The sequence below is a fragment of the Rossellomorea oryzaecorticis genome (assembly GCF_038405515.1).
GTDB lineage: Bacteria > Bacillota > Bacilli > Bacillales > Bacillaceae_B > Rossellomorea > Rossellomorea oryzaecorticis_A.
The window spans coordinates 39,713-55,779 of sequence record NZ_JBBYAF010000011.1; the positions used below are offsets into that span (position 1 = coordinate 39,713).

A 16,067-nucleotide genomic window follows, 5' to 3' on the forward strand; every position below is an offset into this window, starting at 1 on the left:
CCCGCTTAAAGCAATGGGAATCAGGCTTTATTTATAAACGCAGGTGAGGATTTATTTACTCTTTCAACACCAATCCATCGCTCATCTTCACGATATGGTCGGCATATGATAGCATGTCTTCGTCGTGTGTGACCATCAGGGTCGTGATGTTCAGGGTTCTGGTCAGCTCCCGGATTAACCTCATCACATCTCTGGATCTTTTTGAATCGAGGCTTGCAGTCGGTTCATCTGCGAACAGGACGCTTGGTTGATGGATGATGGCCCGTGCCAGTGCAACGCGTTGTTTTTCCCCGCCTGATAAAGAAGGCGGGTAGGCGCGTTTCCGGTGGTCCATTTCAACCAGCTTTAGAATGCGGTTGATTTCCTTTGTCTGTTCATGTTTCTTCAATGTCGTTTCGGAAGCATTGAACATTAAGAGTAGTTGTTCTTCGACTGTGAGAAAAGGGACGAGATGGGCAAATTGGAAGACGAAGCCGAATTTGCCTGCCCGTATTTTCCGGATTTGCTCAGCGTTCATTTCCGTCATGTTTTCACCTTCAAACAGCACCTGCCCGCCCGAAGCCGGCTGCAGACCGGCTGCTAAGGTCAGCAGTGTACTTTTCCCGGAACCCGATGCACCCACGAGCGCGGTGATTTCACCTTCATGAAGGGTGAGGTTGATTCCTTTAAGGACCTCTTCCTTCACTTCGCCATTCGTGAATGTCTTCTTGATGTCTTTAATCGTGAATATCGCCATCTTACACCTCTCCTTGTTGAATCGCTTGTAATGGTTCCACCTTCTTGATTTGGATACCTGATAGTGTGGCGCCGATGAATCCGATCACAAGGAAGACCAGAGACAATTGGATGGTTGCTTCAGGCGTCAAATTGAACGGCATCCCATCTGGCGCGATCATCGTAAACAGCTGACTGCAGGTTACGGACAGAAAAAGGGCAAACATTGTAATTACAAGCATTTGCGTCCACATCATCTTAAATAACGTACTCGTTTTCACGCCAATGGCTTTCAAGATACCGTAGAGTCCCATTTTTTGAACGTTCATCATGTAGAAGAAGATGGCAAACAACATCCCGCTGATGACAACCAGGAACCAAACCATCATGTTTAAAGACATTTGCTCTGCATTGTAACTCGGCATCGTTTGGAGGAATTCTTTTTTTGAAAAAGAGTCCAGCCTGTTGATTTCGGTTGGTTGGTCACCTGGGAGGAACAACAGCTGCATTTCTTCGACGCGGAAAATGTCTTTGAAGTCCTCTCTATTGATATACGCAACGGGTGCGTGGCTGTATTTCTTCTGATCGACAAAGCCTTTTACGGTCAATGTGCCACTGTATTGAGCGGTGGTTAAGGTATCCCCGACCTTGATGCCATCCTCCTCCAATGAACGATCCAGGACGACTTCCCCGCTTTTTACATTTGTAAAGAGCGGTGAGTCGGTAGAGGTGACAAAGGCGGCGCTGCGGCGATTCCCGGATTCATCACTCAAAAAGCTCATCTGGATGGAAAGGGCAGCAGCACCCTTATGGTTGTGTAGGATGTCCTCTTGTACCTTTTTATCTATTCTCGAGAATGTATAGGTTTCATCCGCATCTTCATCCATATAGAATTGTCCGTCAGGCAAGGATTTAATGAGTGAAGCATTATCCTGTGAGAGTCCATTTGCAAGACCGGAAATAAGGAAGGTCAACAAGCTGACCAGAAAGATGATCGAACCCAGAATCATAAACCGGACCTTATTTCTTTTCATTTCTTTCCATGCAATGTTCATGTCATGTCCCCCGTTTTCTTTTGATGGTCTATGCCATTAATCTACAACCTCAATATGAACGGAAGATGAACATTACATGACAAAAAAGTGTTATGCCCTCCCATGGACTTTTTCAGGGAAGACATAACACTTTTTAATGTCAATATGAATGAATGGGCAACTCGACAACGAAAGCCGTTCCTTCATTTTCTGTGCTTTTTACATGGATCTGACCGTTATGCAGATTGACGATGGAGGAGACGATGGACAACCCGAGTCCTGTTCCTTCGACGGACCGGGAGCGAGCTGTATCCACCCGGTAAAAGCGGTCAAAGATTCTTTGCTTCTCGTCCTCATTCATTCCTATACCCGTATCTTCAAAGGTAACGAAAATCGATTCTTCTCTTTCTTCAATCTGGATTTCAATACTGCCGTCTGGCTTATTGTATTTAATCGCGTTTGTTAACAGGTTCTCCCAGACCGTGTGCAGCAGTGAAGGGTCCCCGGTGATTTCTGTATCGGATAAGGAGTAGCCGAGCATGATGCCTTTTTCGCTCACCTGCCACTGATGGTTCCGTATTACTTCCATGATCTGCTTCCCGACATTGAAGGATTCTTTTTTCATCCCTTCTTCATTCCGGTCTAGCGAGGCAAGAAACAACAGCTGTTTCGTCAACGTAGAAAGCCGGTCGATTTCACCGTTGATGACAGAGACATAACCCTTCTTTACTTCCGGATCTAGTGACTCATTCTCCAACAGGTTGGTGTATCCTTTAATATTGGAAAGAGGGGACTGGATATCATGGGAAATGTTTGAGATGAATTCTTTCCTCATGTCATCGACTTGTTCCAGCTTGCGCGCCATTTTCAGAAAACTGTGGGAAAGCTCTCCTAATTCATCCCGCCGGTCATCATCAACTTCAACATGGAAATCCCCATCCGAAAGTGCTTTAGTGGCTGCCGTAAGCTTTGATATCGGCTTTACTAAATAGTGTGTGCTGAAGAGTACCAGCAGGATGCTTAACAGGATTGTTAAAATAAGCAGCCAAGCAAACAGGAAGTGCATCTCGTTAAACAGAAGCTTGATATCGGGTCTGAAGAATAGTGCGTACCGTTCACCGTTATGCTCCAGCGGCACCCCGATCGAGTTCTGTAATTCGTTCGCGAAAAAACCAGTAACGAATGTTTTCCGAGGAAAGTGAAGAATTCCGTGGTAGACGCGACCGTTCACCACACGTTCCTTGACTGAACCGGAAAGGGTCTTGTCCTTAAACGGTGCGCCGAAGAAGGTCCCTTCCCCGGAATCATCCACCAAGTAGAGCTGATAGCCGACAGCAGAAAGATTCTCTAAGTATTCCTCCAAATCAATGTCGGGATGCCCTTCAGCAAACTCAGCGATATTCAGTGCGATCATTGTATTTTTCCGGTCATTTTCCGGCTTTAATTTCTGCTGATAATAGGTATTGGATAACAGAAAGGAAACGATTCCGCTTAGAATCATGATCCCGATCGTCATCACGACAAACTTCACATAAAGAGACCTCATACGCGTCTGGTCTCCATTAAATAACCGACCCCGCGCACCGTTTTTATTTGAAAATCATCCGTTAATGCAGAAAAGCGTTCCCTTAATCGTTTCACATGGACATCCACGGTCCGTTCATCCCCTTCATAATCCATTCCCCAGATGCGTTCAATCAAGTGCTCCCGGGAAAACACCTGCATGGGGTGTGAAGCCAGGAAATAGAGGAGTTCGAATTCCTTTAAAGGCAGAAGGATGGTCCGGTCCCCGATCTTCACTTCGTAATTTCGTTTATTGATCGTCGTCCGGCTGAGCCTGATGGAAGGGTCACCCGTCTGTTTATCATAACGCCGCAGCAGAGCCTCGATGCGAAACAGCAATTCTTTCGGTTCAAATGGCTTGACCAAGTAATCATCCGTACCAGACCTGAATCCTTCTTCCTTATCCTCGATTTGACTCTTTGAGGTTAAAAGGATGACCGGAATGTCGTATGTCTGCCGGATTTCCCTTGTTAACGAAAAGCCGTCCATAAAAGGCATCATCACATCCACAACCGCCAAATCACACACTTCCCGATTTAGAATACTCAAGGCTTCAGTGCCGTCTTTTGCCTGGAAAACATGATAACCCGCTTCGGATAAATGGATCGTCACCAGCTTTAAAATATTGATATCGTCATCTGCAATAAGAATCGTTGACATGTCGGACTCTCCTTACTCGCCATTCTGTTTAATTTAAACATACATTCATAAGCCTCTGATTTCAATCGCAGGAAAAAGAGGAAGAAATTTTTAAGAGTCAGAATAAGCCAGTTGAAGTTGCTGTATCGGATGCAGACCAGTTCAAATGAATCAAAATAAAAAAACGATAGAGTCGATCTACCGTTTTTGTTTGAGCTCTTTTAAATTGTGATCGTTCTTCCGTCAAATTTGGTGAATGTGAATCCTTCGAAATCTTCATTGTACGTAGCCTTGTAATCCCGCAGGATCCCGATGGCTGCCTGCTCCCCAAGGTTTAAACCGTTGAGACCGCTCGCCCGGAAGTGGACACCTGCTGCGTCCCGTCCATTCGCGATATTATAGGCAAGCTTGTTCAATTCCCCGCCGACAGTGAGGGGTGGACCTTCGTAGTCTATCAATTGCAGGCCGTCGCTTGTGGCGATGACAGGGTCTGGAATCACGAAAGATTCGTCGAACAGTGCCTTCAGCATGGTCACCATCGCACCGACAAATGCTGCATGTCCTGCGGGGTAGGCTGGATGTAAGGGGCAGCCTTCCGGATAAGCTTGCGGCAAGAGGTAGGATCCATATGTTTCATAGATTTTTGCAAGTGCCTCTGAGTTCAGTACATCCGGGTGAATGGGATAATCGGCCTTTCCCATCAGTTTGTTGTGGATGCGTCCGCCGAATTCTTCCGGGCGGAGACGTCTGTGGACAAGCCATTTCTGGAACCATGCTGCTTCCAAACCGGGACGGGCTGCTCTTGTGACAAAATCCAGGATATGTGGAACTCCAAAGGTCGAGAATCCGATCTGGGTATCAGAGTCGAGGTAGGGGTTGTTTTTGTCCCAAGCGGCAGTGCCATAACGGAGGATGATCAAACTAGCGGCTAGTCCGCTTTCGACGGATCGGTCATTGTATACAAATTCGGCCATATCCCGCGCAGTTCGTATATACCTTGGAGTGGGATCATAATCCGGACCGGGCGGGATGGAGCCATTCTGAACAGCAAGCCATTCATCATAATCTGTTAAGAAGTCTTCTCCTGCCTTCGTTGTCCGGTATCGCTGAGTGATCGTTGTGGATACATACGGAATGTCCTTCCAAAGAAATTGTGAGATATACGGACCTGTCAAAGCTCCTGGGAGATTGTCCCTGAATAATGTCCCTGGTGTCACTTTTCCATCAATTTTAGGTCCCCTGAAATCTGTTAGGCCAGATAGTTCATTTGCAGCTGCCAGCGTTAAAGGGTTCGTGTCATATTCATTGAAAGGGACATCACGCGTAAGGGCATGCCAGTACAGCTCGACCATTTCAGCAGCCATTTCAGCACTGCTGAAGCTTGGAGCGGGCGGTAAAACCAGTTGGTGACTGTCAGGTCCGACCATTTCAAATGCATAAGCTGCTTGAGGATTAACCATCTTTCTTTCACCCTCAAGAGGGAGGTCTTCAAAATCTTCTGGATCTCCTGAATTCAATATCTGGATATACTCGTCATAATCATCGACATTGACCTCTCCAAGTTCGTTATGCGGCATCCCTTTTGAAAAATTGGCTATTTTGTTCTCATATCGTAATTCGTCTTTGTTGGTGGGGTGGCTGATCACGGGCTGTTCTTTGTAGAACTCGGCTGCCTCTTCACGAATTTTAAAGGCCTTCTTCAGGCGCCGCTTCAACGCTTTTAAATCGCCTTTCAAACTTCCTTTTTTGTCTTTCAATTTTTCTCCTCCTTTCCATAGGACTTGTATTATCTTATGTTGAAAAATGCTGAATGGAATAGACAGATAGATTAGTCATCTGTAATAAGCATAGAAAAAATCAGATGAAAATCAGTTTTTTGAAATAACGTGTTTTCAAGTGATAACGAAATAAAAATGTGGGGCCCTTATCTGTAACCACGTAAAAAAATAAATGAACGGTTTATTCACAGCGAAAAAAGCCTTAACCCTTGGAACAAGCTGGGTGAAGGCCTTTTTTTCGATATTCTCTTAAGACACGGGAGAGCAGTTTGCACTTTTTTATTATCTTTAAATAGTTTATAATTATCAGATAAAGGAAGTCGTTTTTATCCATCAATCATTATAATAGACTATGATATATTTAGTATGAGACAGAGAAGATGTGTTCCTGGAGTGACGCCTTGCTTTTTGTGAAACCAAAGCAGGAGCGCCTGCTCTTTTTTGTGAAAATATAAAAGGTAAGGAAGGTTATCATGAGCAGCATACAGAAGAAAACAGACGTTATCTTAATTGGTGCCGGAGTCATGAGCGCGACTTTGGGATCATTACTGAAAGAATTGGCACCACAATGGGAAATCACAGTATTTGAGAAACTCTCAGAGTCAGGGGAAGAAAGCTCTAACGAGTGGAATAATGCGGGTACAGGACATGCTGCATTGTGCGAGCTTAACTATACATCCGAAAAACCTGACGGCTCTATCGATATCACCAAAGCGATAAAAGTGAATGAACAGTTTCAGGTTTCAAGGCAATTCTGGTCGTATCTTGTTAACAGCAATCTGATTCAGCGTCCACAGGACTTCATCATGCCGCTTCCTCATATGAGTATGGTTCAAGGGGTAAAAAATGTGGAATTTTTGAAAAAACGATTGGAAGCGCTGTCAGGAAGCCCGCTGTTTCAAGGGATGGAATTCTCGGATGACCCTGAAAAGCTGAAGGAATGGATCCCGCTGATCATGGAAGGCCGTACATCGGTTGAACCGATAGCCGCAACCAAGATCGATTCAGGGACGGATGTCAATTTCGGGGCTTTGACACGCATACTATTTGACCACTTAAAGAGTCAGAACGTCGAGCTTAATTACAAACACAGTGTCCAGGATATTAAACGTACCGGTGACGGCTCCTGGGAAGTGAAAGTACATGATCTTGAAAATGGGAGAATTGAAAACCATACCGCAAAGTTCGTCTTTATCGGAGGCGGAGGCGGAAGTCTGCATTTACTTCAAAAAACGGGTATCCCGGAATCCAAACAAATCGGAGGGTTCCCGGTAAGCGGACTCTTCATGGTGTGCAATAATCCGGAAGTTGTCGCCCAGCATCATGCAAAAGTATACGGTAAGGCTAAAGTTGGAGCGCCTCCAATGTCTGTTCCGCATCTAGATACACGCTTCATCGACAATAAAAAATCACTGTTATTCGGTCCGTTTGCCGGCTTTTCTCCAAAGTTCTTAAAGACCGGTTCAAACCTCGATTTAATCACTTCTGTAAAACCGGATAACGTCTTCACGATGTTAGCGGCAGGCGCTAAGAACATGCCGTTGACGAAGTATCTGATTCAGCAAGTGCTGTTATCAAAAGAAAAGAGAATGGAAGAGCTGCGGGAGTTCATCCCTAACGCCAAAAGCGAAGATTGGGATATCGTCGTAGCCGGCCAGCGTGTGCAAGTGATCAAAGACACTGAGACAGGCGGCAAAGGGACACTTCAATTCGGTACGGAAGTTGTCAGTGCATCTGACGGCTCGATCGCGGCTTTGCTTGGCGCATCACCGGGTGCTTCCACTGCTGTACACGTGATGCTCGAGGTATTGGATAAATGCTTCCCGCAGCACATGAATGAGTGGGAACCGAAAATAAAAGAAATGATTCCTTCTTATGGCCTGTCTTTAACGGATAATCCTGAGCTGTTCAACGAAATACATGCTTCGACGGCCCACGCGCTTGGGCTGAACGGGAAAGAGCTGGCTCACAGCTAATTGTTATTGTGTGAAAATAAAAATGTAGACAAGGGAACCTTTGATCTGTAGTTGGATTGGAGGTTCTTTTTTTATTGTTTCCGATAGTAAATATAGTGTGCGGGTCTTCGGCTTAGCTGGATTGATCTACTGCTTGCCAACCTAAAGATTTTTCGACAAAAAGATCATATATTTTCAAACAGGATCATAAATCTTAAAGATACGATCATAAATATATAAGCAGGATCGTAAATCTCGAAACAAGATCATAAATTGTGAAACAGGATCATAAATCACGCCTCCCTTCCCGTTCAGCCGCTGGATATCCACTCTGAAACTAAAAAATAGCTGATTTACCCTCTCCAGCACCTTAATTCCCTTAAAAAAGCACTCAATCTCATCAAAAAACTGCCCTTTACCATTTAATCTAGTAAAAATAGCTCAAATTCTACTACTTCAGGTTCCGACTCTATTATTTTTTTAAAAATATTATTGTATATTTATACACATGAATGTTATCTTATTTATATTCAGAAAATTAAACGAACGAAAATGGACAAGAATTACGTAAACGGGAGGGTTTCATTATGCAGGCAGAAAAGCTGCAACATGCTGAAGGGGTTACTGGTAGAAAAGAGTTTACAGCGAAGCAATATTTGAAGTTTTGGCTGCCTTCATTGATCGGGGTATTGCTGTTTTTGATCCCGATTTCCATAGATGGAAAGGTGACGATCGGGCTTGGCATCCTGGCCGATGGACTGCAGGGGATGATTGGGAACTACATACCTTTAATCATGACCGGAATCATCTGTCTTTCGGCGGTTGCTAGTTTAGTAGTGAGATTTACGGATTTGTCAATGATCAAAAAGAGCACATTTCTGACGGCGTTATTCGATGTTACGCCATTTTGGCTGGCACTGCGCTGGATCGGGGCTTTATTCGCGGTCTTTACGTTCTTTAAGGTTGGTCCTGAATATATCTGGTCGGAGATTACAGGCGGGGTCGTGCTTTATGATTTGATACCGGTATTGATGGTGTGGTTCCTTTTCGCATGTTTATTCATGCCGCTGCTGCTGGAGTTCGGCTTGATGGACTTCTTCGGTACATTGGTACGGAAAGTGATGGTACCGCTGTTTAAACTGCCGGGCCGGTCCTCCATCGATGCCCTTGCATCATGGATGGGGAGCGGGACTGTCGGTGTCCTGTTGACGACCCAGCAATATGAAGGCGGTTATTATACAAAACGTGAAGCGGCGGTTGTTGCGACGAACTTCTCGATTGCGTCGATTGCCTTCAGTTTGGTGATTGCCAAGTTTTTGAGCATTGATCATCTGTTTGTCCAATTTTATCTGACTGTGGTCGTGACCGGTGTGATCGCTGCGATCATTTGCCCGCGGATTCCGCCTCTTTCTCTGAAAAAAGAAACGTATTATGAGCCGGTCGGGAAGCAGATCGAAGAGGACGTTCCTTCCGGGGTCTCTAATTTCCGCTGGGGTCTCGAAACCGCAGTGGAAAAGGCAGGCCAGGTCAAGAGCTTCCGCAGTGTGGCAGGCAGCGGAATTAAAAATGTAGTGGATATTTGGTTCGCGCTGATTCCGCTGGTCATGGCGATCGGGACGGTAGCTCTAGTGATCGCTGAATTCACTCCGATTTTTGACTATTTATCTTATCCTTTTGTACCTTTCCTTGAGTTGCTGCAGATTCCTGAGGCAAAAGCGGCTGCCCCTGCGATGATCGTCGGCTTTGCAGATATGTTCCTGCCGGCAGTCGTCGGAAGCGGGATCGAGTCGGAACTGACCCGTTTCGTCATCGGGGTCATGTCATTATCTCAGCTGATCTACATGTCTGAAATCGGAATTCTTTTGTTGAAATCAAAGATTCCTATTTCGTTCCTGCAGTTGTTCATCATCTTTTTACAGCGTACGATCATCACGCTGCCGGTCGCAGCGTTAATGGCACATTTGTTTTTCTTTTAAAGAATGTTTCACGTGGAACATTCACGGAATAAACGAAAGCATTGGCACTCGTCAATGCTTTCTATTTTTTTGAAGAGGAGTTCGGGGTTTAAGGTAGATGCCCCCAGGTTCTTCCTATACAATAAAACTAAACAATGAATGGAAAGGTGTTTGATCGCGTGAATCCGGAATCTTTTTTTTCAAAGGATATTAAACCCGCTTTACAGAATGATCCGCCAGGGGAGTGGATGCCTAAAATCCCGGATGATTGCATCCGGCTGAGTTCGGGTTATCCGGATCCGGAGCTTGTCCCAGTGGATGAGCTAAAGAACTCGGTAATGAAGCTTTTGGAAGAGGAGAAGGATCTGCCGCTTCATTACCTCGGGAGCCAGAAGGTCGAGGATCTAAAATCTTTCATACAAAATCTGATGGTGGATCGTTCGATGCTGAATGACAATGATGAAGTACTGATCACATCGGGTGCGTGCCAGGGAATCGATTTAATCGCCAGGACCCTTATGGACGACGAGACGGTCGTTGCGGTGGAGGCACCGACATATATGGAAGCATTGGAAATCTTCCAGAACTATACGAAGCACTTTATCAGTGTCGAGGTCGATGAGCATGGACTCCGCACGAATCGATTGGAAGCGTTGCTGGCTGATAGAAAAAGGAAGGGGCTTAAGCTTCCTAGGGTGTTGTATACGATTCCGACGTTCCAAAATCCAACGGGGACGACGATGACGGAGGAACGCCGGAAACATCTTATGAAGCTCGCTGTGGAGTATGATTTCCTAGTGATTGAGGATGATGCCTATGGGGAAGTATATTTCGAGCAAGGGATGAAGTCATTGAAGTCTCTATGCGGCGGTGCTGATCCTCGCGTGTTGTATGTAGGCTCTCTCTCGAAAGTGGTGGCTCCCGGGATGAGGATTGGCTGGGTCGCTGCCGATCAGGTATTCATTCGTGCCCTGGCTTGGTTTAAGAAAGATCTTGACCAGCCATTTGCCCAGGCGAGCATGGGTTCTTTTCTGGAGAATGTGGACCTGGAGAAGCACTTTACCAACTTGAGGAAAGTATATGGTGATAAGTGTGACCTGCTGCTTTCCGAACTGGAAAAGCATTTGCCTGACTCTGTTTCCTGGTACGTACCCAAAGGCGGCTATTTTGTTTGGGTTAAGGTACCGGGTGTCGATACGTCGAAGCTGCTGGAAGATGCCGTTGAAGTAGGAGTTTCTTATGTACCCGGCAAGTACTTCTTTTTGAATCAGGAAGAAGGCCTTGAGTATCTGCGGCTTTCGTTTAGTTATGCGAGTGAAGGTGACATTGTTGAAGGTGTTAAACGATTGGGGAAAGTGATTTGGGCTGTAGTAGAAGATCTGTAAATGATAAAAAAGCATTCATCTCGTCGGGGATGAATGCTTTTTCGGTTCTTCTCGACTTTTTTCTGCTGAATACTACATGAAACTACTGATTATGCCGGAAAGAGTCGTAAAGTTTTCCCCAAGTAATAAAGGAAATTAGATGCAAACAATTTAAATATATAAGCTGTTGGAATTTTTAGATAAATAAAAGGGAGGGATTGGCTACATAGGAAGCAGAGTCAGAAAATCATTGATTATATACAAGAGAGGATGAAACATTGGTGAAAACAAATTTTTCTAAAGTTTTATTTAGTTTCATTGCATTTGTCTTGATTTTCTCAACTTTTAGTTTTGGAGCATCCGCTAATGGCGGCAAACAATCACAAATTCAAATGACAGAATTACCGTTGGCGGAGATCTTCGGGGATATTGAATTATCTTCAAAGAGGCCGACCTCGGTCATTGTTGAATTAAAAGCCGAATCCATCGTCGAAGCAAAACAAAAAGGAAAAAAGCAGACGAAAGCTGCCTTGAAGACTGAAAGAGGAAAAGTCATCAATGAGTTAAAAAAATCAGTGAAGAATGCTGATGTGAATAGAGAGTATGATTATGTATTTTCTGGATTCTCTGTGGAACTCGCTGCCAATGAAATTATCAAACTAGCAGCCATTCCTGGAGTAAAGGCCGTTTATCCAAACGTGCATTATACAGCTGACGTCATTTCCGCGGAGGAAATTCCGCAAGAAGCGTTCAGCCCTGAGATGATGAACAGTGCACCTTTCATCGGTTCTGATGAAGCATGGGAAGCCGGCTTTACCGGGGAAGGCGTGACCGTAGCCGTAATCGATACCGGTGTTGATTACACTCATCCGGATTTAGTCCATGCATTTGATGATTATAAAGGATATGACTTCGTAGATGATGACACTGATCCGCAAGAAGGCGCCGGACAGTACCATGGTACACACGTCTCCGGGACAGTGGCAGCAAATGGAGCTATAAAAGGGGTTGCACCTAATGCAACATTATTAGGCTATCGCGTACTGGGTGCAAACGGCGGTACCACTGAAGATGTTGTAGCAGGGATCGAACTTGCTGTTCAAGACGGCGCTGACGTCATGAACTTATCTTTAGGAAATTCATTGAACAACCCTGACTGGGCAACTTCCATCGCTCTTGACTGGGCCATGGCAGAAGGTGTAGTCGCCGTCACGTCAAATGGGAACGCTGGTCCGAATAACTGGACGGTGGGGTCTCCGGGGACTTCTCGTGATGCGATTTCTGTTGGGGCAACTCGACTGCCGTATAAAGTATATACATCGGAAATCTCTACAACAGAAGGTGTGGAATACCCTAGTGCTAAAGTGATGGGATTTCCTTCTGATGAACAGTTATTATCTTTGAATGAAGGGGAATATGAATTTGTTTACGTAGGGTTAGGGGCTGAAAGTGACTTTGAAGGAAAAGACCTAAATGGGAAAATTGCTTTAATCAGTCGCGGGGACTTTGCATTTGTTGATAAAGCTCAGAATGCTAAAGATGCGGGTGCAGTTGGAGCAATCATCTTTAATAACGTTGCTGGAGAGCAACCGGATGTTCCGGGTATGGCCGTTCCAACAATTAAAACAACTTTAGCAGATGGTCAAAAGCTATTAGCAGAACTTGAAGCAGGAAACGATGAAATTTCTTTCAACATTGCATTCAATAAAGATGTTGACGAAACCATGGCAGACTTCTCTTCCCGCGGTCCGGTCACACACACATGGATGATCAAGCCTGATGTGTCTGCACCTGGTGTGAATATCGTAAGTACCTTCCCGGGTGAAGGGTATGCAGCCTTACAAGGAACCAGCATGTCTTCCCCTCACGTAGCGGGTGCGGCAGCATTACTGCTACAAAAGAACCCTGAGTGGGAAACCGAAAATGTCAAAGCTGCATTAATGAACACAGCGGTAGACGTGATTGATCCAGCTACAGGAGAAGGGTACGCGCATAATACACAAGGAGCAGGAAGTATCCGTTTGGTGGAAGCACTCAATACAACAACACTGGTCGCTCCAGGCTCTCACTCCTTTGGTAAATTTGTGAAAGACAGCGGAAAACAGGTAGAAAAACAAAGCTTTGAAATTAAGAATCTTTCTAACGAAAGAAAGAATTATAGCTTTGATGTGGAGTTTGCCGGCACTCCTGAAGGCATCAAGGTGACGACAAGTAAAAACCTGAAAGTGCAGCCAGGTAAATCACAGCAAGTGAACTTTAATGTCCAGGTTGATACTTCTAAAATGGAACCTGGCTATTACGAAGGTTCTATAACAGTCAGCGATGGGAAGCAAACCATTGAAGTTCCATCCATTCTGTTTGTCGGGGAGCCTGATTATCCAAGGGTGACTGGCGCATTTATGGATAAGGAATCAGAGGGTAATTACTTCGTAGGTGCTTACTTGCCGGGCGGTGCTGAAGTATTAGAGTATGATTTATATGTATTTAATCCCAACGGTTCAATTGGCGGATTTGTCGACACCCTTGGTTCATTCGAAAATGCTCCTGTACCTTACCATGAGTTCGAATGGGACGGCACCGTACAAAACGGTATTGACCTCCCTAACGGCGATTGGGTACTGGCAGTATACGTAGAAAAAGAAGGCGTTACAGAATATAAAGCATATTTAGTAACGAAAGAGTAGGAAATAAAAAAGGAATTTCGGTTAGCATTGCTAGCTGAAATTCCTTTTTTTGGTTGTATATAGGAATGTAAGTTGGTTAACCACAATCCCGGCATCTTCTAAAAAGATGCTGCTCTTATTCAGGTCCGCTTCTCCAAGTTACCGGCAGTTTCACTATTTGTTGTCTGAAAATTAAAACATTAAATATTTAGTGCATTGTTGACGATTAGTATAGAGGGTTATACCATTTCTTTTTTCACTAACTTTAGTATAATTTAACATGTATACCATTATTGGTATTTCTATTTCAATTTTAAATGAGGTTGTTTTATGTTTTCATTACCGGATTCACAAGACATTCATATACTTCAAGGGGAATTTTCCCTCCCGATGGTTGTGTTGTCGATTGTGATTGCATGCTGCGCTTCTTATACGTCGCTTTCCATGAACCAGAGGATGCAGCAGAACAGTTTTTTTCATAAGTCATTCTGGCTTTTACTGGCATCGGTGGCCATGGGGTTAGGGATCTGGTCCATGCATTTCATAGGGATGAGTGCTTTTATGCTGCCGGTTTCCATGACATATGATCTGTTTTTGACGATTGTTTCTGTGTTCCCGGCTGTGTTTGCCTCTTATTTGGCCTTTTATTTTGCCAACCGAAAGAATACAGGCCATTTTCCATCTATCATAGCCGGGCTCATCATGGGGGCGGGAATCTCGGCGATGCATTACATAGGGATGGCTGCAATGGTGATGGAAGTGGAGCATGTGTACAAACCGTGGATTCTCTTTGCCTCGGTGCTCATTGCCGTGATCGTTTCCTATGTTGCTTTGTTTATTTTCTCCACCCTGCAGAAGTATATGGGGAATCAATTGATTAAAATAGTGACCTCGATCCTGATGGGGCTTGCGATCACGAGTATGCACTATACAGGGATGGCGGCCGTGGTCTTTTATACAGAAGACGGACTGCACAGCGGAACACATGAAATGCACAGGATGGATATGCCCCTCTTCGTTGTAGTGGTGACAATCGGTATTTTTGTGTTGCTGGCGATCTCGAGTCTTGCCAGTCTGCTGGATCGTTATGTTGACTATCGATTGCATCATTTTGATGCGTTGACACTGCTGCCGAACCAAAGGCAGTTCGAACAGGATCTCAAAGCTTCCAAGACAGCCGGGAGTCTCGCCATCATCCATCTCCATGACCTGGAGAAATGGATCAGCGGATATGGGTATACATTTGGTGATCGTGTGATAAAGGCTGTCGGAGAAATTATTGCAGACCTTAAGGCAGGTACTTCAAAGGTCTACCGGATAGAAGGAAATCGTTTTGCGATATACCATAGCGAAGAGCATGAATTTGAAAAGTTGAAAGCTTCCATGGAAAAGGTCCTTTCTGAACTGAAAAAGCCTTTGCTGATTGATAACTACCGAATCGTGATCGAAATGGTATGTTCCCTCTCTCATAGTAATAATAAAGAGGCAAAACAACTCTTCTCCAATACGATGGCTGTCCTTCAGCATTCTTCGACCACGTATCAGCACCAAATCATCGAATATGACCCGGACATTCATACGTATAGTTTTGAGAGACAAATTGTTCAGGATATTAATAGAGCGATAGACTCCAATGAGCTATTTATGGTTTATCAGCCGAAAGTTTGGCCCGGGACGGGGGATGTGACAGGAGTAGAGGCGTTATTGCGCTGGAATCACCCTGTTCAGGGGATGATTTCCCCTGGTGTATTCATCCCCGTGCTGGAGAAAAGCGGGAAGATATTCGAGGTGACAGACTGGGTCATAGAGAATGTCTGCCGTCAGGTTTCCCTGTGGCTGGAGGAAGGCGTGGCGTTCAAGCAGGTCTCCATCAATATTCCGGGACCGTATGTGACGTCCTCCAGGTTATTGAATGTCTTGAATGATAATCTGATGAAGTACCAGCTCGACAGCCGCTTCATAGAACTTGAAATCACTGAAACGAGTGTCATCCATGACATCGATAACGCGATTACCGCAGTCGGACGTTTCAGGGATATGGGGTTGTCCGTGGCACTGGATGATTTCGGGACAGGACTATCATCCTTATCGTATTTAAGAAAAATTCCTATCACAACAATCAAGATCGATAAATCTTTTGTGGATGGTGTGCCATTGTCTGAAAAGGATTCCGCTTTACTGAGGGCAATCATCACATTATGCACGTCCTTAAAGTTGAAGGTGGTCATTGAGGGAGTGGAGACGCAAGAGCAGATCGATTTCATTACTTCGATGGTCGAGACGCCTTATATCCAAGGATATTATTTCTCGCCTCCATTGCCGGAGGGGGAATTTACTGACTGGCTAAATGAAAGGGAAGTGGTGGAGAGGCCTGGTAGTATTCTTTCGCTTTGATTTTGCAT

The 16,067-nt window shown here is 44.9% G+C and carries 10 protein-coding genes; 5 read left to right on the top strand and 5 right to left on the bottom strand.

From position 1 onward, the window contains the following. Positions 1-55: 55 nt before the first annotated feature. The 5 genes from AAEO50_RS07490 to AAEO50_RS07510 all read right to left on the bottom strand — a co-directional run bounded on the left by AAEO50_RS07490 (position 56) and on the right by AAEO50_RS07510 (position 5,707). The gene (locus AAEO50_RS07490) at positions 56-736 is read right to left on the bottom strand and encodes an ABC transporter ATP-binding protein (RefSeq protein WP_341982093.1); all 681 of its coding nucleotides are present in this window, start codon (positions 734-736) and stop codon (positions 56-58) included. 1 nt (position 737) lies between these two features. Continuing rightward, entirely contained in the window at positions 738-1,769 is a 1,032-nt protein-coding gene (locus tag AAEO50_RS07495) for an ABC transporter permease (protein WP_341982095.1), read from the bottom strand. Between the two features lie 139 nt (positions 1,770-1,908). Then, positions 1,909-3,294, bottom strand: a complete 1,386-nt coding sequence (locus AAEO50_RS07500) for a HAMP domain-containing sensor histidine kinase (protein ID WP_341982097.1) — start codon at positions 3,292-3,294, stop codon at positions 1,909-1,911. Next, positions 3,291-3,971 (bottom strand): response regulator transcription factor, encoded by a 681-nt coding sequence (locus tag AAEO50_RS07505; RefSeq protein WP_341982099.1) that lies wholly within the window; start codon positions 3,969-3,971, stop codon positions 3,291-3,293. The genes AAEO50_RS07500 and AAEO50_RS07505 overlap by 4 nt, the downstream gene beginning before the upstream one ends. A 200-nt stretch (positions 3,972-4,171) precedes the next feature. Further along, positions 4,172-5,707, bottom strand: a complete 1,536-nt coding sequence (locus AAEO50_RS07510) for a vanadium-dependent haloperoxidase (protein WP_341982101.1) — start codon at positions 5,705-5,707, stop codon at positions 4,172-4,174. Between the two features lie 494 nt (positions 5,708-6,201). On the opposite strand from AAEO50_RS07510, the gene AAEO50_RS07515 reads away from it, so the two are divergent. The 5 genes from AAEO50_RS07515 to AAEO50_RS07535 all read left to right on the top strand — a co-directional run bounded on the left by AAEO50_RS07515 (position 6,202) and on the right by AAEO50_RS07535 (position 16,059). Next, complete coding sequence (locus AAEO50_RS07515) at positions 6,202-7,704, top strand: malate:quinone oxidoreductase (protein ID WP_341982103.1); 1,503 nt, start codon at positions 6,202-6,204, stop codon at positions 7,702-7,704. Positions 7,705-8,270: 566 nt separating this feature from the next. Next, positions 8,271-9,659 (top strand): YjiH family protein, encoded by a 1,389-nt coding sequence (locus AAEO50_RS07520; protein ID WP_341982105.1) that lies wholly within the window; start codon positions 8,271-8,273, stop codon positions 9,657-9,659. A gap of 158 nt (positions 9,660-9,817) precedes the next feature. Further along, positions 9,818-11,023, top strand: coding sequence for a PLP-dependent aminotransferase family protein (locus AAEO50_RS07525; RefSeq protein ID WP_425383169.1), 1,206 nt, complete (start codon positions 9,818-9,820; stop codon positions 11,021-11,023). Between the two features lie 260 nt (positions 11,024-11,283). Beyond that, a complete protein-coding gene (locus tag AAEO50_RS07530; RefSeq protein ID WP_341982109.1) occupies positions 11,284-13,686 on the top strand; it encodes a S8 family serine peptidase in 2,403 nt (800 codons plus the stop codon). A 309-nt stretch (positions 13,687-13,995) separates the two neighbouring features. After that, complete coding sequence (locus AAEO50_RS07535) at positions 13,996-16,059, top strand: putative bifunctional diguanylate cyclase/phosphodiesterase (RefSeq protein ID WP_341982111.1); 2,064 nt, start codon at positions 13,996-13,998, stop codon at positions 16,057-16,059. Positions 16,060-16,067: the final 8 nt, after the last annotated feature.